This is a genomic window from Streptomyces sp. NPDC048751 (assembly GCF_043198595.1).
Classification (GTDB): Bacteria; Actinomycetota; Actinomycetes; order Streptomycetales; family Streptomycetaceae; genus Streptomyces.
Genome location: NZ_JBICUX010000001.1, coordinates 681851 through 700134 on the forward strand (window position 1 = coordinate 681851; position 18284 = coordinate 700134).

At 73.0% G+C, this 18284-nt stretch carries 19 protein-coding genes and 2 pseudogenes; 5 read left to right on the top strand and 16 right to left on the bottom strand.

The window, feature by feature from the left end:
* Nucleotides 1–6: 6 nt before the first annotated feature.
* A complete protein-coding gene (locus ACGFNV_RS03050) occupies nucleotides 7–666 on the bottom strand; it encodes a TetR family transcriptional regulator (RefSeq protein WP_393618900.1) in 660 nt (219 codons plus the stop codon).
* A 56-nt stretch (nucleotides 667–722) separates the two neighbouring features.
* Here ACGFNV_RS03050 and ACGFNV_RS03055 point away from each other — a divergent pair, with 56 nt between their 5' ends.
* Entirely contained in the window at nucleotides 723–1661 is a 939-nt protein-coding gene (locus tag ACGFNV_RS03055) for an oxidoreductase (protein WP_393618901.1), read from the top strand.
* A gap of 9 nt (nucleotides 1662–1670) precedes the next feature.
* On the opposite strand, the gene ACGFNV_RS03060 is transcribed toward ACGFNV_RS03055, so the two are convergent.
* From ACGFNV_RS03060 to ACGFNV_RS03080, 5 genes are read right to left on the bottom strand one after another with little or no spacing between them, the layout of a single operon-like run.
* Nucleotides 1671–2069 (bottom strand): (2Fe-2S) ferredoxin domain-containing protein, encoded by a 399-nt coding sequence (locus tag ACGFNV_RS03060; protein WP_393618903.1) that lies wholly within the window; start codon nucleotides 2067–2069, stop codon nucleotides 1671–1673.
* Between the two features lie 3 nt (nucleotides 2070–2072).
* Complete coding sequence (locus ACGFNV_RS03065; protein ID WP_393619991.1) at nucleotides 2073–2600, bottom strand: NUDIX hydrolase family protein; 528 nt, start codon at nucleotides 2598–2600, stop codon at nucleotides 2073–2075.
* A 24-nt stretch (nucleotides 2601–2624) separates the two neighbouring features.
* A complete protein-coding gene (locus tag ACGFNV_RS03070; protein ID WP_393618904.1) occupies nucleotides 2625–3746 on the bottom strand; it encodes an amidohydrolase family protein in 1122 nt (373 codons plus the stop codon).
* Between the two features lies 1 nt (nucleotide 3747).
* Entirely contained in the window at nucleotides 3748–5151 is a 1404-nt protein-coding gene (locus ACGFNV_RS03075; RefSeq protein ID WP_393618905.1) for a glutamine synthetase, read from the bottom strand.
* 52 nt (nucleotides 5152–5203) lie between these two features.
* Nucleotides 5204–5995: an SAM-dependent methyltransferase gene (locus ACGFNV_RS03080; RefSeq protein ID WP_393618906.1), complete on the bottom strand. Its 792-nt coding sequence runs from the start codon at nucleotides 5993–5995 to the stop codon at nucleotides 5204–5206.
* 111 nt (nucleotides 5996–6106) lie between these two features.
* On the opposite strand from ACGFNV_RS03080, the gene ACGFNV_RS03085 reads away from it, so the two are divergent.
* Complete coding sequence (locus ACGFNV_RS03085) at nucleotides 6107–6976, top strand: Cof-type HAD-IIB family hydrolase (RefSeq protein ID WP_393618908.1); 870 nt, start codon at nucleotides 6107–6109, stop codon at nucleotides 6974–6976.
* Nucleotides 6977–6994: 18 nt separating this feature from the next.
* Here ACGFNV_RS03085 and ACGFNV_RS03090 read toward each other — a convergent pair whose 3' ends face one another.
* The 4 genes from ACGFNV_RS03090 to ACGFNV_RS03105 form a co-directional block, all read right to left on the bottom strand.
* Complete coding sequence (locus tag ACGFNV_RS03090) at nucleotides 6995–7702, bottom strand: response regulator (RefSeq protein ID WP_393618909.1); 708 nt, start codon at nucleotides 7700–7702, stop codon at nucleotides 6995–6997.
* A 100-nt stretch (nucleotides 7703–7802) separates the two neighbouring features.
* Entirely contained in the window at nucleotides 7803–9818 is a 2016-nt protein-coding gene (locus ACGFNV_RS03095; RefSeq protein WP_393618911.1) for an FtsX-like permease family protein, read from the bottom strand.
* 296 nt (nucleotides 9819–10114) lie between these two features.
* Complete coding sequence (locus tag ACGFNV_RS03100; protein ID WP_393618912.1) at nucleotides 10115–10798, bottom strand: ABC transporter ATP-binding protein; 684 nt, start codon at nucleotides 10796–10798, stop codon at nucleotides 10115–10117.
* A 56-nt stretch (nucleotides 10799–10854) separates the two neighbouring features.
* Nucleotides 10855–11226 (bottom strand): DUF4333 domain-containing protein, encoded by a 372-nt coding sequence (locus ACGFNV_RS03105; RefSeq protein WP_393618913.1) that lies wholly within the window; start codon nucleotides 11224–11226, stop codon nucleotides 10855–10857.
* Between the two features lie 162 nt (nucleotides 11227–11388).
* On the opposite strand from ACGFNV_RS03105, the gene ACGFNV_RS03110 reads away from it, so the two are divergent.
* Together ACGFNV_RS03110 and ACGFNV_RS03115 are read left to right on the top strand one after the other, a co-directional pair.
* Entirely contained in the window at nucleotides 11389–12552 is a 1164-nt protein-coding gene (locus ACGFNV_RS03110) for a sensor histidine kinase (protein ID WP_393618914.1), read from the top strand.
* A 123-nt stretch (nucleotides 12553–12675) separates the two neighbouring features.
* Entirely contained in the window at nucleotides 12676–13917 is a 1242-nt protein-coding gene (locus ACGFNV_RS03115) for an amidohydrolase (protein WP_393618915.1), read from the top strand.
* 21 nt (nucleotides 13918–13938) lie between these two features.
* Here ACGFNV_RS03115 and ACGFNV_RS03120 read toward each other — a convergent pair whose 3' ends face one another.
* The 6 genes and pseudogenes from ACGFNV_RS03120 to ACGFNV_RS03145 all read right to left on the bottom strand — a co-directional run bounded on the left by ACGFNV_RS03120 (nucleotide 13939) and on the right by ACGFNV_RS03145 (nucleotide 16894).
* Complete coding sequence (locus tag ACGFNV_RS03120; protein ID WP_393618917.1) at nucleotides 13939–14742, bottom strand: SAM-dependent methyltransferase; 804 nt, start codon at nucleotides 14740–14742, stop codon at nucleotides 13939–13941.
* 88 nt (nucleotides 14743–14830) lie between these two features.
* Nucleotides 14831–15235: pseudogene (locus ACGFNV_RS03125) on the bottom strand (endonuclease); the annotation flags it as partial.
* A gap of 222 nt (nucleotides 15236–15457) precedes the next feature.
* Nucleotides 15458–15700 (bottom strand): annotated as a pseudogene (locus ACGFNV_RS03130) (endonuclease); the annotation flags it as partial.
* Nucleotides 15701–15752: 52 nt separating this feature from the next.
* Nucleotides 15753–16094 carry a DUF3140 domain-containing protein gene (locus ACGFNV_RS03135; protein WP_393618918.1) on the bottom strand — a complete coding sequence of 114 codons (342 nt, stop codon included), beginning with the start codon at nucleotides 16092–16094 and terminating at the stop codon, nucleotides 15753–15755.
* A 66-nt stretch (nucleotides 16095–16160) separates the two neighbouring features.
* The gene (locus ACGFNV_RS03140) at nucleotides 16161–16643 is read right to left on the bottom strand and encodes a DNA starvation/stationary phase protection protein (protein WP_133925526.1); all 483 of its coding nucleotides are present in this window, start codon (nucleotides 16641–16643) and stop codon (nucleotides 16161–16163) included.
* Entirely contained in the window at nucleotides 16640–16894 is a 255-nt protein-coding gene (locus ACGFNV_RS03145; protein ID WP_133925525.1) for a WhiB family transcriptional regulator, read from the bottom strand. Before ACGFNV_RS03145 ends, ACGFNV_RS03140 begins: the two co-directional genes overlap by 4 nt.
* A 140-nt stretch (nucleotides 16895–17034) precedes the next feature.
* On the opposite strand from ACGFNV_RS03145, the gene ACGFNV_RS03150 reads away from it, so the two are divergent.
* Nucleotides 17035–18222 carry a thiolase family protein gene (locus ACGFNV_RS03150; protein WP_393618921.1) on the top strand — a complete coding sequence of 396 codons (1188 nt, stop codon included), beginning with the start codon at nucleotides 17035–17037 and terminating at the stop codon, nucleotides 18220–18222.
* Nucleotides 18223–18284 lie beyond the last annotated feature (62 nt).

The window sequence follows — 18284 nt, forward strand, 5'->3', positions numbered from 1 at the left end:
ATGTGCTCAGCGCGCCCGGCCGGGCGGGGGGACCTCGTCCAGCGCCGGAGCGATGACCGTGAAGGCCCGGTCGGTCAGGGCGACGGGATCCTCGGCGCCCTCGCTGCCGCTCCACCGGTGCAGGACGGTGTCGAACGCGGTGAGCGCCATCCCGGCGGCCAGCCGCGGGTAGAGGTCGGCGTCGGGATCGAGCCCGAGCCGGTCGGCCAGTTCCGCCGACAGGTCGTCCCGCCACTGCGCCTGCCGCTCCAGGAAACGGGCGTGCAGGGCGGGCGTGCGCAGGATCAGCCGGACCACCCGCAGGGCCCTCTCGGCGTGGTCGGAGTGGTCGGCGCAGGCGGCGACGGGCACCTGGACGGTGTGCCGCAGCGCCACGGACGGGCGTTCCGCCGCGGGACGCGCCGCCAGCTCGGCGCGCATGTCGGCGCCCATCCCGGCCAGGAACTGGACGACCACGTCCTCCTTCGAGGCGAAGTACCGGAAGAAGGTCCGCTTGGACACCCCGGCCGCCGCCACGATCTCGTCGACGGTGACCCCATCGAACCCCTTCAGCGCGAGCAGTTGCAGGGCGGCCTCGGTCAGCTCGTCCGAGACGAGTTGGCGTTTGCGCTGGGCGAGGGTGGTGTGGGGTCGGGGGTTCACCGTCTCATCGTAGCGCGGTGCCATCGGTGGCGCCAGGTGCCATCTTGACACTTAATGCCATCGAGGGCACTGTGTGGCGTATGACCGAACGACAGCGGTGGAGTGCCGACCACATTCCGGACCAGAGCGATCGGGTGTTCGTCGTCACCGGGGCCAACAGCGGCCTGGGCCTGGCGACCACCCGGGCCCTCGCCCGCAGGGGCGGGCACGTGATCCTCGCCGTGCGCGACGAGGACAAGGGGCGGCGGGCGGCCGCCCGGATCACCGCCGAGCAGCCGGACGCCCACCTCGACGTGCGCCGGATCGACCTGGCCGACCTGGACTCCGTCCGCGCCTTCGCCGACGGGCTGCGCGCCGACCACGAGCGCCTGGACGTGCTCGTCAACAACGCCGGAGTGATGGCACCGCCGCGCACGCTCAGCGCGCAGGGCCACGAGGTGCAGTTCGCCGCCAACCACCTCGGGCACTTCGCCCTCACCGGCCTGCTCATGGAACCGCTGGCCGCCGGGCGTGATCCCCGGGTGGTCACGGTGAGCTCGATCAACCACCGGCAGGGGCGCCTGAACTTCGACGACCTCACCGGAGAGCGCCGCTACTCACCGATGGGCTTCTACAACCAGTCGAAGCTGGCCAACGCCGTCTTCGGCCGGGAGCTGGACCGTCGGCTCACCGAGGCCGGCAGCCCGGTGCGCAGCCTGCTCGCGCACCCCGGCTACAGCGCCACGAACCTCCAGTTCGACGGGCCGGTCGCCCTGTGGAGCGTGCTCTTCGGTCGCATCGGCGGCCCGCTGCTCGCGCAGTCCCCGGACCGGGGTGCGTTGCCGCAGCTCTACGCGGCCACGTCCCCGGACGTGGCGGGCGGCGACTTCATCGGGCCGGACGGCCCGGGGGAGCTGCGCGGAGCGCCGACACGGGTGCGGCTGTCCCCGGCGGCTGAGGACGCCGGCACCGGCCGCCGCCTGTGGGAGGTGTCGGAGGACCTGACGGGGGTGCGGTTCGTGTCTCCCACGCCCGGGTGAGACACGGGTTCAGCGGCGCGCCCGGGACCGCGCCTCGCGCGGCGGGCGGACGAACTGGAGCTCCAGGGTGATCGGGGGCTCGGCGAGGCCGGGGCCGCCGGCGTCGGCCCAGGCGATCAGGTCGTCCGTGCAGTCGTCGCCCATCGCGAAGCCGACCCAGACGGCACGGCCGCCGGCCAGCCGTCCGGCGGTGGAGGGCTGCACGACGACGACGTTGGCCTGGTCGCACGGGCCCAGACAGTCCGTCGTACGGACGGCGAACCGCCCGCCGGAGGCGGCCGCGCCGGCGCGCAGCCGGTCCAGCTGCCAGGCGTGGTCGGAGTCCGGGTACTTGCGGGGGTCGCCGCAGCAGCAGCCGCGGCACACCACGAGGGTGCACGGCCGCTGCCCGGCCCGTATCACCGGCACAGGTCAGGACGCCAGGCCGACGTGGGCCAGCGCCTGCCGCAGCAGGAAGCCGTGACCGCCCGGCATCTCGCTCTGCACGCCCGGCGACAGCGCCTCCTGCGGGCTGAACCAGACCAGGTCGAGGGCGTCCTGCCGGGGCCGGCAGTCGCCGGTCACCGGCACGATGTAGGCGAGGGACACCGCGTGCTGACGGGGGTCGTGGTACGGCGAGACGCCCTGCGTCGGGAAGTACTCCGCGACCGTGAAGGGCTGGAGGGAGGTCGGGACGCGGGGGAGGGCCACGGGGCCCAGGTCCTTCTCCAGGTGGCGCAGGAGGGCGTCCCGGACACGCTCGTGGTGCATCACCCGGCCGGAGACCAGCGTCCGGCTGACATTGCCGTCCGGTCCGATGCGCAGCAACAGTCCGATGCTGGTGACTTCGCCGCTGTCGTCGACGCGCACGGGCACCGCCTCGACGTACAGGATGGGCATACGGGCGCGCGCCGATTCGAGCTCGTCGGACGTCAGCCAACCGGCCGTGGTTTCGGTCATGTCAGACATTGCTTGATCATACTTTCAGTCGGCGGAGGAGAAACGGTAGACCTGACGGGCGTTGTCCGCCCCCGCCCACCGGGCGATCCGCAGCGCGTCGGGCAGGCTCAGTTCGTCGGCGTCCACCCGGTCCTGGAGCAGATCGCCCAGTCCCCGACGGAAGGCCAGCGCGCCGAGCCAGTGGAACTCGGAGACACCGTAGGCGTCGGAGCTGTACAGCAGTTTGCGGAACGGTGTGATCTCCAACGCCTCCTCCACCACCGCCCGGGCCCGCGCGGGGCCGACGTAGTGCAGGGTGAGACCGACGTCGAGATACACCTGCTCGAACACCGCGGCCAGGTAGGCGGCCTGGCGCTGGTAGGGCCAGCAGTGCAGCAGCAGCACCGGGATCGTGCCCGCGGTCAGGTGCAGCCAGTCCGTGAGGTGGGTGGGGTCGGTCCGGTGCAGCCGGATGTCGTTGTCGCCGAAACCGGTGTGGAGCTGGAGGGGCAGGCCCAGGTCGACGGCGGTCCACAGCAGATGCCGTACGAGCACCGGGTCGTCGAGGCGGCCGCCCCGGGCCAGCCATCGACGGGCCGCCTCCGTGACGTCGGCCGGTGAGGGGCGGGCCGGGTCCAGTTCGAAGCCCGTGCGGTACGCGGCCACGGACTTCACCCCCACCACCCCCGGCCGCGCCACGGCGTCCCGGGCGGCCCGCGTGAACATCTCGGCGTACGCGTCCGGTTCGACACCGTCGGCCGTGACCGCCTCGGCGACGCGCTCCAGCCGGACGATCTCGTACCTCTCGTACGTCGGGGGCGTGTGACGGGGGAGCTCCGTGGGGCCGAAGCCCGTGTCGACGCAGAACACCTCCACCCCCGCGGCGGCCAGGAAGCGCCGGTCGACCTCCCGTCGGCCCAGTTCGGCCCGCCGGGCCAGGTAGGCCTCGGCGGGGGCGTGGCGGGGCAGGTCGAGCAGGGGCGCGCAGTGACGGCGCACGGCCACGCCGACCGGGCTGTCGAACGGCGAGATGCCGCTGCCGGGCCACCGCTCGCCCTCGGTGATCAGGGACTCGAAGCCGGCCCGGTCCAGGTCTTCGGCGACCACGCCGTGGCAGTGGTGGTCGACCAGCGGCAACGCGTCGAGGGTGTCGTGGACCGCGCCCACGTCAGTACTTCCAGCGGTACGCCGCCGCCACCCGGTCGTCGTCCAGGCCGTGCACCGCGGCGATCTCCCCCTCGCGTACGGCGACGACGGCGTCGGCGAGGACCGGCCCCAACGCGGCGCGCAGCGTTGCGTCCGCGCGGAACCGCTCGACGGACTCCGCCAGGGAGGTGGGCAGCCGGCGCACTCCCCGGGCGGCCGCATCCTCGGCGGGGAGGCCGGCCGGATCGCCGGAGACCTCCTCGGGCAGGGAGGCACCCGACGCCAGGCCGTCCAGGCCCGCGGCGATCAGGCAGCCGAGGGCGAGATACGGGTTGGCGGCCAGGTCCACGGGCTTCACCTCCAGGTTGGCCTGCTGGTCGCGCAGCCCGGCCGTGCCGGTGACGACCCGGATCGCGGTCTCGCGGGTCTCCAGACCCCAGCAGGTGAACACCCCCGCCCACTGGGAGGGCTTGAGGCGCAGATGGCTGGCCGGACTGGGCGCGGTCACGGCCGTCAGGGCCGGGAGACGGGCGAGCACCCCGGCCACGAAGGACTCGGCGTCGGCCGTCATGCCGTGACGGCCCTCGCCACCGGAGTGCAGGTTGCGCCCGTCGCGCCAGGCGGAGAGATGCACGTGTCCGCCGTTGCCGACGCCCCGCGCGAGGACGGCGGGGGAGAAGGACACCCGCAGCCCGTGCCGCCGCGCCACCGCCCGGACGGTCTGCCGCACCAGCACACTGCGGTCGGCCGCCGCCACCGGATCGAGCGCGCCCACCGACACCTCGAACTGCCCCGCCGCGTACTCGGGATGGATCTGGTCGACGTCCACGCCCTGCGCGGCGAGGGCGGCCAGCACTTCGGCCAGGTAGTCGCTCAGCTCCACCTGCCGGGTGGCGCCGTACGCCGGACCGGACGTCGCGGGCACGAACTCCCCCTCGGGGGCCGAGTCCAGCCCCACCGCCCACTCGATCTCGATGCCCGCGCGGAAGGTGAGCCCGTGCTCATGGGCCGCGTCCGCGACGATCCGGCGCAGGAAGGTACGGGAGCACCCCGGGTGACGGTCGCCGTCCTGGGTGATCCGGTCGACGGGCGCCCAGGCCCAGCCGGGCTGTCCGGCCAGCACCACCAGCTGGTCGAGGTCGGGGTAGAGACGCAGGTCGCCGTCCGGGGAGCCGAGCACGTCGGTGGTGACGATGTGGTCGTTGGCCAGGAACGTGTCGAACACCGGGGACATACCGACACCCCAGGCCACCGCCGAGGCCAGCTTGGCGGTCGGGACCGCCTTCACCCGCCCGATCCCCGCGGTGTCGACGTACGCCAGCACGATCCCGTGCACGCCCTCCCCGGCGAGTCTCTCGCCGAGCGAGGTGGCCCGGTCGACATCACCGGGGCGCCCGCCGGGGACGGGATCGGCAAGGGTGGTCATACGTCCTCCACGGTCGGCGTCCGCCGGGTCGGCAGGTTCGGCACGTCGTCCGTCAGGGTTTCACGGCCACCGCGCCGAACTGCGGTACCACGGAGGGGGAGTCGGACTCGGCACGCCACCGCGAGCACGACACGAGCCCGGGTTCGAGCAGCTCCAGTCCCTCGAAGAACGCGGCGACGTCCGCCCTGCCGCGGGCGGTGATCGGCGGGGTGGCGTTCTCGTTCCAGAACTCCATGGCCGGGATCTGGCCCTCGCCGCCGAGCTCGGGCTCGAACGTGGGGTGGGTGAGGACGAGGAAGCTGCCGGAGGGGACCGCTGCCATGACCCGCCGTACGATCTCGCGCGCCTTGTCGGTGTCGAGCACGAAGTTGAGGATGCCGAGGAACATGACCGCGACGGGCCGCTCGAAGTCGAGCGTGCCCGCGGCGCGTTCGAGGATGGCGTCCGGGTCGTGCACGTCCGCGTCGACGTAGTCGGTGACACCCTCGGACGTCCCGGTCAGCAGGGTGCGCGCGTGCGCCAGCACGATCGGGTCGTTGTCGACGTACACGATCCGTGACTCCGGCGCGATCCGCTGCGCGATCTCATGCGTGTTGTCCCCGGTCGGCAGCCCCGTCCCGATGTCCAGGAACTGCCGCACCCCGCGTTCCTCCGTCAGGAACCGCACCGCCCGGCCCAGGAACCAGCGGTCGGCGCGAGCGATGTCCCGGATCAACGGGAACATCCCGGCCACGTGCGCACCGACCTGACGGTCGACCTCGTAGTTGTCCTTGCCGCCGATCCAGTAGTTCCAGACCCGCGCGTTGTGCGCCACAGCGGTGTTGAGCCGCGCTTTGTCGGTCACGTTCGGTCTCCTCCAGGTCCGGGCCGACGTCGTCGTCATTGTGCCGTCAGATGATCAGCATGTCCCGGGTTAGGGTGACAATCGGCCCGCATCCCCCACCGAAAGCAGGACATGCCCTACTCGCCCTCGCCCCTCGCCTCGCCCGATTCCACCGCCGTCGCCTCCGCCGGCATCCGGCTGGTCGTCACCGACATGGACGGCACGTTGTTGGACGACGACAAGCGGGCCCCGGAGGCGCTGCGGGAGGTGCTGGGCCGGCTGCGGGAGCGGGGGGTGTTGTTCAGTCCGGCGAGTGGGCGGCAGTACGCCACGCTGGCGCGGGAGTTCGCGGATGTCGCCGAGGGCATGGTGTTCATCGCGGAGAACGGCACGTATGTGGTGCGTGACGGGGTGGAGCTGAGCTCCGATCCGCTGGCACCCGGGGTCGCCGCCCGGGTCGTGGCGGCCGTACGGCAGTTGGCGGCGGACGGCGTCGACGTCGGCGCCGTGGTGTGCGGGAAGCGGTCGGCGTACGTGGAGCGGACCGACGAGGCGTTCCTTGCCGAGGTGCGCAGGTACTACGTGGAGCACCGGATCGTCGAGGACGTCGCCGCCGTCGATGACGAGGTCATCAAGGTGGCCCTCTTCGACTTCGGGTCGGCGGAGCGGACCACCGCGCCCGCTCTGGCGGACTTCGCCGAGACCCACCAGGTGGTCGTCTCCGGCGAGCACTGGGTCGACGTGATGAACCGGACCGCCAACAAGGGCGCCGCCCTGCGCCGGCTCCAGCGGGAGCTCGGCATCACGCCCGCGCAGACGCTGGTCTTCGGCGACTACCTCAACGACCTGGAGATGCTGGATGCCGCCGAGTGGTCGTTCGCCATGGCCAACGCCCACCCCGAGGTCGTCCGCCGGGCCCGCCACCTCGCCCCGTCCAACAACGACAACGGCGTCCTGCGCACCGTCGCACGCCTTCTCGACCTGCCGGTGAAGGGCCTCTGACCCGTCGGACCCGTCACCTCACGGGCGGGGCCGCGCGTGCCCGTGCTGCCAGGCCCAGGCCGCGATCTCGACGCGGTTGCGGGCGGCCAGCTTGAGCTGAACGCTGGACAGGTGCGTCTTCACCGTGGAGAGGGAGACGTACAGTTCGGCGGCGATCTCCGCGTTGGTACGGCCCAGGGCGACCAGGCGGACCACGTCGAGCTCACGGTCGGTGAGGGGCTCGGTCAGCGGTGCCGGGCGGGGTGCCGCGGCGGCCGCCTGCGGTGCCGTGAGGTGCTTGAGCAGGCGGACGGTGATCGACGGCGACACCAGGGAGTCGCCGGCCGCCGCGGCCCGGACCGCCTCCGCGAGCAGCGCCGGGCCGGAGTCCTTGAGCAGGAACCCGCACGCGCCGCCGCGCAGCGCGCCGTAGACGTACTCGTCGAGGTCGAAGGTCGTCACCACCACCACCCGCATCGGGTCGGCCTCCTCGGGTCCGGCCAGCAGCCGGGTCGCCTCCAGGCCGTCCAGCTTCGGCATCCGGATGTCCAGCAGGCACACGTCCGGCCGCACCCGGCGGGCCAGCGCCACGGCCTCCTCGCCGTCGGCGGCCTCGGCGACCACGGTGATGTCCGGCTGCGCGTCCAGGAAGAAGCGGAAGCCGGTGCGGACCATGTCCTGGTCGTCGGCGATGAGGACACGGATGGGAGCGGCGCCGGAGGCGGGGGTGGGCGCGGGGGTGGTCATGGCTCGATCATGCCTCAGGAGTGAGAGGTGGGGAGGACGACGGGTCAGTGGAGGAACGGCCCCGTGGGGCCGCTCCTCTTGAGGGTGTCTCTCCCGTGCGTCAGTCAGCCGACTGCGCCGGGTCCGCGGTCACCCTGCGCAGCAGGGGCCTGCTCGCGCTGATCGCCGCGAACATGGCCAGGGCGCCGAGGAGTACGCAGGCGAGCAGTTGCAGGGCGCCGGTGGTGTTGATCGTGGAGCCCAGCGCCTTGTTGACCTTGAAGGAGCCGTAGACGCCCATGGCGGTGGTTCCGCCGGCCAGCACGACGAGGGGGAGGACCGTCTCGCGGAGCCTGGCCCGGTCCAACACCTTCAGCGGGGTGCCGGCCAGCCGCAGCAGGCCGTAGACGCGGCGCCGGTCGAGGACGTTCGCCGCCGCGGTCAGACCGGCCGAGGCGGTCGCGACGAGGAAGCTCAGGGCCAGCGTTGCGGTGCTGACCTCGGCGATGCGGCCGATGGCGGTGCGGTCGCCGGCCGTCTCGTAGTCCTCGGTGTACGGCGGGCCCATCTCGGACAGGGATGTGAGGGCGGTGACGGCGGTGTCTATCTGTTCCGGTCCGCCGGAGACACGGGCGACCACGCCGGGGCTGCCGCCCAGCAGACCGTCGTAGTCGTCCTCACGTCCGACGGTGACGGTCGCGGTGACACCCGCCCGGTCCAGCAGCGAACGGGCCTCGGTGGCGGTGTGCCGGGCGCCGGCCGCGTCGGCGGTCACCACGGCGACCTGGTCCCGGTGTTGCGCGCCCTCGGTACCCAGCTGGCTGACGGAGAAGAAACCGGCCGCGAACCCGGCGAGCACCAGCCCACTGACGGTACGCCAGGCGCCCCGCGGGTCGTCGCTGAGCCTGCGCGCCGCCAGCAGGGTCGCCGGGCGGCGCGCGAAGCGGCCCACGAGCCGGCCCAGCCGGTCCACGACCCACGGGCCGAACAGCCAGAACGCCCCGTAGAACAGCAGCAGGAGGGCGAGGGCCTGACGGCTCGACAGTCCGCCGGCGCTGAACTGGAAGACGCACAGGAGGGCCACCACGAAGAGCACCAGCCGGATCATCCGGGTGCGGCGCGGGTTCGCCTGCTGGGCGACCCCCAGTGGCGAGGACGCCACCTGGCGCAGCATCGACACCGCGCTGACGGCGATGAGCGCGGTGACCGCCGCGACCACGGCCGCGAACCAGGGCAGGCCCACCCACAACTGGTGGGTGTACCAGCTGCCCACGCCGTACGGCACCCGTGCCAGCAGCGGCAGCAGCGCCACGTAGGCGAACGCGCCCGCGAGGGCGCCGGCCGCGCCGACGGCCGTGGCCTCGGCGGCGGTCATGGCGATGATCTGCTTCGGCGTCGCTCCGGCCAGCCGGAGCGCGGCGAGTCGCTGCTCGCGGCGGGCCGCGCCGAGCCGCCCGGCCGCCGAGGACAGCACGACCACGGGCATCGCCAGGAGCACCACCCCCAGCAGTGCCGTCGCCTGGTCCGTGGCCGTGAACATGCTCGCCTTCGTCCCGGAGAACCCGGAGATCTCCGCCCGCGCGGCCTGGCCGAGGGCGAACCAGTTGGCGCCGTCCTCCACCGCCTTGGACAGCTGCGGGTCGCTCGGCGTCCGGCCCACCACGGCCACCAGCTCGTCCGGTGAGGCGAGCCCGGCGGCGCCGATCGTGCCGTACGACGTGCCCTTGGCGGAGGTGGGGAAGCGGTCGGCCAGTTGGCCCGCGGGCAGCTCGTGGACCAGCTCGGCGAGGGCGGGGGAGAGGTAGACCTCGCCCTTCTTCGGGAAGGCGTCGAGGCCGGGCGGCGCGGGAGTCCGCGCGCGGCCGGGCAGCTGGGCCAGTGAGACGACGGTGACGGGTTCGTGGCGGACGTACGTCGTGGCGAGCGCCTGGACCGCGGTGCCGTGCTTCACGGCGTCGGGGGTGCGCCAGGCGGTGCGCTCGGCGCGGGCGCCCGAGCCGAGGCACGCGGCGATCATCACCAGCATCACGAACGCGCCCACAGCGGCGGCCCCGGCCGCCAGCAGCTGACTCTGCAGGCCGCGGCGACCGGAGGACCGGGCGAGGTGCCAGGTCAGGGGCAGGACAGGGGAACGCATGGGGTCTCCGGGGCTCAGGGGGCGGGGCCGGGGTGGGGGGCGGTGGGGGTGGTGCAGGTGGGGGGGGCGCGGTGTGGGTTCCGCCGGTCCGGAGGGCGGCGTGCGGTGCGGGCCGGGGCAGCGGTGACGGGCCTCGGTGGGCGTCGGCGTGGGCGTGGGCGTGGACCGGGCGCGGCACGCGGTGACTGATGCGCCGTCGCCCACCCCGGTGGGCGGGGCCACGGATGCTCCCTGGCTCACCCGGGGGCGGGGCCGGGCGCGCGAACGACGTGTCGGCGTGGGTGTCGGCCGGGCGCTCAGCTGACCGTGTACTGAGTGTGGCCGCTGATCCGACCGTCGCGGACCTGGAGAACCCGGTCGCAGTGGGCGGCGACGTCGGCGTCGTGGGTGACCATGACCAGGGCGGCGCCCTGTGCGCGGGTGACGGAGGTCAGCAGCCGGACGACCTCCTCGCTGGTGGCCTGGTCCAGCGCGCCGGTGGGCTCGTCGGCGAAGACCACGTCCGGCTCCACGGCCAGGGCACGGGCGATCGCCACCCGCTGGGCCTGGCCGCCGGAGAGCTGGCCCGGGCGGCGCCCCTCCAGGCCGTCGAGGCCCAGCGGCGCGAACCAGCGGCGGGCACGCTCGACGGCTGTCCGGCGCGGGGTGCCCTCCAGCATCAGCGGCAGGGCGACGTTCTCCTCGGCGGGCAGCTCGGGCAGCAGCTGACCGAACTGGAAGACGAACCCGAACCGCTTGCGACGCAGCGCGCTGAGCCGGTTCTCGCCCAGCGCGTCGATACGCTCGCCGCGCAGCAGGACCTGCCCGCCGTCGGGCCGGACGATCCCGGCGAGGGTGTGCAGCAGGGTGGACTTGCCGGAACCCGAGGGTCCCATGATCGCCAGCGAGTCGCGCTCGCCGACCTCGACGTCCACCCCGGCCAGCGCGGTGGTGGGGCCGTACTTCTTGACGAGGCCGTGACCGGCCAGGACGGTGCTCATGATCTGCCGTGACTCCTTCTTCGGTGCTCTCAGCGCTCTCAGCGGTCTCAGCGCTCTCAGCGGTCGAACTTCCATGTGACGGAGGAGTCCGTCGCCCTGGTCACGGCCACGAGGATGTCGATGCTCTTCCCGTCGCTCGTCCTGCCGGTGCACGTGAGGGTGGCGCCCGCCACCGCCTTCAGCCCGCTCGGGCAGGCCACGTCGTGGACCTTTTGGCCGACCCAGGGCAGCGGGTGGTACTTGCCCTGCGTACGGTTCGCGACGATGGCGGGGGCCAGCGCCTCGTGTCCGCCGACCAGCACCGTGCTGTGTTCGTCCAGCTCGGTGGTCGACTCGGTACCGGCGATGAGGTGGGTGGCGAGGGCGCCGAGGGCGACCACGACGGTGGCACCCCCGACCACCCCCACGACGAACCTGCTGGGCTGCATCACGTGCTCCTGAACGGCTGAAAGGCGGAAGGGCTGGGAAGTGGCTCCACCCTCGCCCGCGCGGCCGCCCGCGCGCCTCGGCCATACGGCCAGGGTTCACGGACCGGCCCCTCGACCGTTCGGCCGATCCGGCCACCCCGGGGCTCGCATACGGTGACCGGCATGAGAACCGTTACCGGCCGGGGCTGCGTCCGAGGAGTCGCCGTGGGCGCCCTGCTCGGTGCCTTCGTCTACGACGTGGTCATCGCCGGCGCCAGCCCCCAGGCGCTGTGGCCGCCCGTTCTGATACTGCTCGCCGGCCTCGCCGCCGTGCTCTGGCCCGCCCCACGACGGCCGCGATGGCTCACCCCGCAGCTGCGCACCGCCGTGCCCGCCGTGCTGTCCCTGGCGTTCACGGCGGTGGCGCTCCTCACCGACGGGCCGGCGTTGTTCGGGCCGGCCGAGGTCGTCGTCCTGCTGTGCCTGCTGTTCATCGCCATTCGGCACTGCCCGCAGCCGTGGGCCATGGTGTGCGGTGTCCTGGACGGCGCGGCTCTCCTCGTCCTGCCGGTGCGGTACTACCAGTCGGTCGACATCGGCGAGGCACAGGGCATGATGGTCATCGGCCTCGCGTTCATCGGCCTGATCGGCGGGCTGGCCGGTTATCTGCGCTCCCTGGACTACCGCCGCGAGGTCGCCGTCGGTGAGACGCGCCGGGAGGAGCGCCTCGCCATCGCCGCCGACCTGCACGACTTCGTCGCCCACCACGTCACCGGCATCCTCGTGCAGACGCAGATGGCCCGCATGATGGCGACCACACAGCCGCAGGACCTGGACCCGGTCCTGGCCGGCATCGAACGGGCCGCCACGGAGGCGCTGGCCTCCATGCGCCGTACCGTCGGCGTGCTGCGGGACACCGGCCCGGACGCGGCCGACCGCCGCCCGGTCGGCGACCTGGCGGGCATCGCCGAACTGACCGAGGGCTTCGCGACCCCGGGCCAGCGCGTCACCCTTCACCGCGATCCCGCCGCCTCCGACGACCTCCCGCACGAGGTGCAGGCGGCGGCCTTCCGGGTGGTCCAGGAGGCGTTGACGAACGTACGACGGCACGCGGCAGACGCCGGCGAGGTCGCCGTGCGGCTGGGGTGCGACGGGGACCGGCTGGAGGCGGCGGTGACCGACGACGGCCGCGGCGGCACCCAGCTCCCCGACGCCGCCCATGGCGGCGGCTTCGGCCTCGTCGGCCTGAAGGAACGAGTGACCGCGATCGGCGGCGAACTGCACGCGGGGCCGAGGGCCGGACACGGGTGGGAGGTACGCGCGGTGTTTCCGGTGGGGAAGCACTAGAACCGGGATCGGGCGCGGGTGGGCATCCCCGGCAGCCGGGCGGGCACGCGCTGATGGAAGCGGCGTACCGTGCGGCCGTGTCGAGCAGAGAGACCCCAGCGGGGGCGAGGAGAGGGAAGCAGCATGAGTGAACCGGCAGTCGTCGCCCGTCTCACCGAGGACCTGACCGCCGGGATGAAGACCGGCGACCTGGAGGACTTCTACCGCGACCTGCACCGCCACCCCGAGCTCTCCTTCCAGGAACACCGCACCGCGGCCAGGCTCGCCGGACGGCTGCGCGCGGCCGGGTACGAGGTGACGGAGGGCGCGGCCCGTACCGGGGTCGTCGGGGTGCTCGCGAACGGGGACGGGCCGGTGGTGTGGCTGCGCGCCGACATGGACGCGCTGCCGGTGCGGGAGGCCACCGGCCTCGACCACGCCTCCACCGTCGACGGTGTCATGCACGCCTGCGGCCACGACCTGCACGTCACCTGGCTGGTCGGGGCAGCCGAAGCGCTCGCCGGCGCCCGTGAGACCTGGTCGGGCACGCTGGTCGTGGTCGGGCAGCCCGCGGAGGAGGACGGCGGCGGAGCGGGGGCGATGGTCGCGGCCGGCGTCCACGAGCGCTTCCCGCGCCCCGACGTGGTGTTCGGGCAGCACGTCGCGCCCGGGCTCGCCGGTTTCACGTCCCACACCTCGGGCCTGGTCATGTCGGCGTCCGACGACATCGACGTCGTCGTGCACGGCGTCGGCGGCCACGGATCGCGCCCCGAGTCGACCGTGGACCCGGTCGTGACGGCCGCGTACGTCGTCACCCGGCTGCAGTCCGTCATCTCGCGCGAGGTCGCGGCCAAGGAGGCGGCGGTGCTGACGGTCGGTCAGTTCCATGCCGGGACCAAGAACAACGTCATTCCCGCCGAGGCCAGGCTCGCGCTGAACCTGCGCACTCAGTCGACCCAGACACGCGAACGTCTTCTCGCCGCGGTCCGGCGGGTCGTCGAGGGGGAGTGCCTGGCCGCGGGCTGCCCGGTGCCGCCGGAGGTCACCGTCCTGCCCGGCTACCCGAACACCGTCAACGACACCGCCCTAGACCGGGAGATCGCCGCCGTGCACCGCGAAGTCCTCGGCGCGGAAACGGTGTTGGACTTCGGCCCGGTGATGGGCAGCGAGGACTTCTCCCTCCTCGCGCCCCAAGGCGTGCCGTACGACTACTGGTTCGTGACCTCGACCCCGGCCGACGTGTGGGAGGCGGCGCCGGGCGAGGACCTGCCGGGGAAGCTCGACAACGTGCCGAGCAACCACAGCCCGCTGTTCGCGCCCGACCTGTCGGTGCTCGTCCCGGGGGTACGGACGCTGGTGTCGGCCGCGTTGAGCCGCCTCACCTGAACATGCCCTCCCGCAGGTCGGTCAGGGCTTGCGGCCGACCGCCCCGTACAGGGACACCGGCCCCGGGCCGAGGGCCGACTCGCCCTCCGCGAGCTCGGGGCGCCAGTCCGCCACGGAGACGATCCCCGGCTCGACGAGGTCGAGTCCCTTGAAGAAGCGGCCCACTTCGGCCTGTGAGCGGGCCACCAGGGTGACGCCCCCGGCCGCGTACGCGGCGATGCCCTGCCGTACCTCCTCCGGCTCGAAGTCGGCGGTCATCGCGGACAGCACCAGACAACTCCCCGGGGCGAGCGCGTCGACCAGTGTCTCCACCACGTCGTACGCGCCGTCCTCGTCGGCGATGAAGTGCAGCAGGGCGATGAGCGACAGGGCGACGGGGCGGTCGAAGTCCAGGATCTGGGCGGCCTGTTCGAGGATGGCGCGGGGATCGCGCGCGTCGGCCTGAATGTACTCGGTGGCGCCTTCCGGCGTGCCGTGCAGCAGGGCGGCCGCGTGGGCGAGGACGATCGGGTCGCTGTCGACGTAGACGACCCGCGCGTCCGGGGCGGTGGACTGGGCGATCTGGTGGAGGTTGGGCTCGGTCGGGATGCCCGAGCCGATGTCGAGGAACTGGCGGATTCCCGCCTCCCGGGCGAGCAGGCGCGTGGTGCGGTGCATGAACCAGCGGTTGGCGCGGGCGGCCCGGGGCGCTCCCGCCTCCATCTGCCGCCCGAGCTCCTCGTCGACCGGGTAGTTGTCCTTGCCACCGAGGAACCAGTCGTACACCCGGGCCGGATGCGGCCGACTCGTGTCGATCCGTCGGCCGGCCGACTCGGTCCCGGTCACACGCTGCTCCTCTGCTCGATGGCTGGACACGCCGTACGAGCCGTACAACTAGTACGGGCGTGCGATGCGTTCGAGCAGTCTTACATGATCACGCGGTCCGGCGGAGACTGTCTTCGGCCACCTCCTTGTCCAGGGCCGCACGCACCAACGCGGCCGCGAGCACGGCCGGTTCGGTGTCGCCGGCGAGCGTGACCAGGCGGTCGGGGTCCTTCGGCAGCCCGAGCCGCTCCGCGCCCGACAGCGCCTCGGGGTCCAGGCGGGGCGCGACCTCCGGCCACACCCGCTGCACCTCGCGCAGGAAGATGTCGGCACCGGCCGGGCCCATCCCGGGGATCTCCTGGAGCAGCCGAGGCAGCGCGGCGACGTCGCCGTCCGCCTCCGCGCGCAACCGCCGCAGATCGCCGCGCCACCGCTCGGTCAAGAGCACCGCGCCATCACCGAGTTGGGTGGCCGTCCGCTCGTCGTAGGGCCGGTAGCCGCCCCGACCTCGGGCCTGTCCGGCGGATCATGCCGCAGACGCGGGGCTTGGCACGCCCATCTGCCGCGTTGTCGTCGGTTGCCGACTCGCCCACGCTCGGCTTCGCTCGCGCGGGAGGGGCCCCATCGCGTCGACGCCCTCCTCCGCCTTGCAGCTGGACGCACCAAGCCCCGCTCACCTGCGCTGACAGTGCGCCGTAGCTGTCCTCCGACCTGATCCGCCGGACAGGCCCTGCGCGTCCACCCGCCGCTGCCAGCCGACCTCGGCCATCCGGCGCGGATCGCGCAGGCCCGCCTCGTGCAGGGCGCGCGCGGCGGCGACCGCGACGGACGCGCGGATGCGGGCGCTGAGCAGGACGGCCAGCACCAGCCGCCGGTACAGCGGCTGTGGGGTGTCCCGCAGTCGGATGCCCGCGTCCTCCGCGTACGTCCGTCCGTGCGCGCCGACGAGTTCCCGTACGACGCGCTCCTGGTCGCTCATGGCTTCTCGCTCATGGCTTCTCGCTCATGGCATTTCGCCCAGGGCGTTTCGCTCAGGGCCTGAGCGGGTCGTGCCCGATGGTCATCAGCCGGTGGCGGCGCCGGGTCTCCTCCGGCTCCTCGCGCTCGGGCTCGTTCTCCACGTCCGCCTGGGCGGTGACCGTGTCGACGACCCGGTACATCACCCGGATGTCGTCGTCGGTGAGGTCGGTGCGCCGCTTCTGCAGGATCGCCAGGACGTGCTGCCCCGTGGGCGAGCCCGCCTCCTCGGGCAGCGGCTCCGCGTTCTCGTCGGCGTCGCGGACCCGCAACCAGGCGGCGAGTTCCTGCGAGGTCATGTTCACCGCGCGGTGGAAGTCCTCCCACAGCGCGTCGAGTTCGAGGGCGTCGGTCATGGGTGCCCCTTCTCTGTTTCTCTGTGTGGGCCTTCTCTGCGTGGGTCTCTTTCCGGCCCCGCGCGGTCAGCTGTCCGGCGACGCGTTCTCGGCCTCGAACATCCACCGCTGCTTCTCCAGATCGGCGGTGATGCCGATGAGCAGGTCCTGGGTGACCGGATCGGCCTTCTCGGTCGCGTCGATCCGCTCGCGCAGCCGTCCGATGGCCGCGTTCAGCGTCTCGGCGATCACCTGGACGACGTCCGAGTCACGCAGCCAGCCGTCCTTCGGGCTCGGCAGGGTGAACGCCGAGGCGATCGTCTCCGGGCGGCCGTCCGGCGGCAGGCCGAGCGCCGAGGAACGTTCGGCGACCGTGTCGGCGTACGACCGGGCCGTCGAGACCACCTCGTCGAGCTGGAGGTGGATCGAGCGGAACCGCGGACCCACGATGTTCCAGTGCGCCTGCTTCCCGATCAAGGAGAGCCCGAGGAGATCCACGAGAGTGCTCTGCAGCGCATCCCCGGTGACCTTGCGGGCCTCTTCAGGAAGCGGGCTCTTGACGACGGTCATACGGTGCTTCTCCTTTTCCGTTGCCTCGTGGTACGGAGCAGTTCCGCGCGCTCCTCCTCGCAGGTCCCGCCCCACACGCCCGAGGCCTGTCCGCTGCTCAGGGCGTAGGCGAGACATTCCGTGATCACCGGGCAGCGGGCGCAGACGCGCTTTGCGGCCGCGATGTCCCGCAGACTCGGTCCTGTCGAGCCCACGGGGAAGAACAACTCGGGGTCCTCTCCCACGCAGGCGGCACTGCGCAACCACTCCATGCAGGCGCGGGTGCCCCTGGCGAACCGGTGCAAACAGGCGAGTGCGGGGTCCGGATCTTCCCAGGGTCCGCACGGCGGTCTATAGTCAAAAACTAGCAGCGCTAATTAACGTGGTCGTCCCCTGGATCAGGAGTCCTGTCGTGCGCCCCGTCCACTTCGCGGCCGCCCGCCGCACCCCCATCGGCAAGCTCCGCGGCGCCCTCTCCGGCATGCGGCCGGACGATCTCGCCGCCGCCGTGATCCGCGGCCTGGTCGCCGACGTGCCCGCCCTCGACCCGGCCCGCGTCGACGACGTCTACTGGGGTGCCGCCAACCAGGCCGGTGAGGACAACCGGAACGTAGCCCGCATGGCCGCGCTCCTCGCCGGCCTCCCCGAATCCGTGCCGGGCGCCACGGTGAACCGGCTGTGCGCCTCCGGCCTGGAGGCCGTCACCACCGCGGCCCGTACGATCGCCGCCGGCGAGGCCGACATCGTGATCGCGGGCGGCTCCGAGTCGATGAGCCGCGCCCCCTTCGTCCTGGCACGCCCCGACGAGGCCCTCCCGCACCGCGTCGAGACCGTCGACACCCGGCTCGGCTGGCGCCTGGTCAACCCGGCGATGCGGGAACTCCACGGTCTGCTGTCCATGGGGGAGACGGCGGAGGAGGTCGCCGCCCGGTACGGCGTCCCCCGGGAACGCCAGGACGAGTTCGCCCTGCGCAGCCACCAGCGCGCCGCCCTCGCCCGCAAGAACGGCCACTTCGACGACGAGATCCTGGCCGTGGAGCGCCCGGACGGCGTGGTCGTCGACGCCGACGAGTGCGTCCGCGAAGACACCTCCTACGAGAAGCTGGCCCGTCTGAAGCCCGTCTTCCGGGAGGGCGGCACGGTCACCGCCGGCAACGCCTCCCCCATGAACGACGGCGCCGCCGGACTCCTCCTCGTCAGTGAGGAGGCACTCAACGACCTGGGCCTCGAGTCCCTCGGCCGCTACGTCGCCGGCGCCTCCGCCGGCGTCCACCCCGACATCATGGGCATCGGCCCGGTCCCCGCCACCCACAAGGCGCTCGCCCGCGCCCACTGGAACGTCGCCGACCTCCAGGAGACCGAGTTCAACGAGGCCTTCGCCGCCCAGGCCCTCGCCTGCGTCGACCAGCTCGGCATCGACCCCGACCTCGTCAACCCCAGCGGCGGCGCGATCGCCCTGGGGCACCCGCTGGGCTGCTCGGGAGCCCGCATCCTGACGACACTGCTGCACCGGATGCGGCGCACGGGATCGGAGCGGGGGCTGGCGACGATGTGCGTGGGGGTGGGTCAGGGGAGCGCGGTGCTGGTGGAGAGGCACTGAGGGGCGCTTCTGAGCGCCGGTCGCGATCAGTCAGCCTGTCCGGCGCTTGAGGACGAGGCCCG

What these genes read in the sequence shown, in the direction of transcription:
- ACGFNV_RS03050 (WP_393618900.1), bottom strand. Translation starts at nt 666, where the DNA reads ATGGCACCGCGCTACGATGAGACGGTGAACCCCCGACCCCACACCACC.
- ACGFNV_RS03055 (WP_393618901.1), top strand. Translation starts at nt 723, where the DNA reads ATGACCGAACGACAGCGGTGGAGTGCCGACCACATTCCGGACCAGAGC.
- ACGFNV_RS03065 (WP_393619991.1), bottom strand. Translation starts at nt 2,600, where the DNA reads ATGACCGAAACCACGGCCGGTTGGCTGACGTCCGACGAGCTCGAATCG.
- ACGFNV_RS03075 (WP_393618905.1), bottom strand. Translation starts at nt 5,151, where the DNA reads ATGACCACCCTTGCCGATCCCGTCCCCGGCGGGCGCCCCGGTGATGTC.
- ACGFNV_RS03085 (WP_393618908.1), top strand. Translation starts at nt 6,107, where the DNA reads ATGCCCTACTCGCCCTCGCCCCTCGCCTCGCCCGATTCCACCGCCGTC.
- ACGFNV_RS03090 (WP_393618909.1), bottom strand. Translation starts at nt 7,702, where the DNA reads ATGACCACCCCCGCGCCCACCCCCGCCTCCGGCGCCGCTCCCATCCGT.
- ACGFNV_RS03095 (WP_393618911.1), bottom strand. Translation starts at nt 9,818, where the DNA reads ATGCGTTCCCCTGTCCTGCCCCTGACCTGGCACCTCGCCCGGTCCTCC.
- ACGFNV_RS03100 (WP_393618912.1), bottom strand. Translation starts at nt 10,798, where the DNA reads ATGAGCACCGTCCTGGCCGGTCACGGCCTCGTCAAGAAGTACGGCCCC.
- ACGFNV_RS03105 (WP_393618913.1), bottom strand. Translation starts at nt 11,226, where the DNA reads ATGCAGCCCAGCAGGTTCGTCGTGGGGGTGGTCGGGGGTGCCACCGTC.
- ACGFNV_RS03110 (WP_393618914.1), top strand. Translation starts at nt 11,389, where the DNA reads ATGAGAACCGTTACCGGCCGGGGCTGCGTCCGAGGAGTCGCCGTGGGC.
- ACGFNV_RS03115 (WP_393618915.1), top strand. Translation starts at nt 12,676, where the DNA reads ATGAGTGAACCGGCAGTCGTCGCCCGTCTCACCGAGGACCTGACCGCC.
- ACGFNV_RS03135 (WP_393618918.1), bottom strand. Translation starts at nt 16,094, where the DNA reads ATGACCGACGCCCTCGAACTCGACGCGCTGTGGGAGGACTTCCACCGC.
- ACGFNV_RS03140 (WP_133925526.1), bottom strand. Translation starts at nt 16,643, where the DNA reads ATGACCGTCGTCAAGAGCCCGCTTCCTGAAGAGGCCCGCAAGGTCACC.
- ACGFNV_RS03145 (WP_133925525.1), bottom strand. Translation starts at nt 16,894, where the DNA reads ATGGAGTGGTTGCGCAGTGCCGCCTGCGTGGGAGAGGACCCCGAGTTG.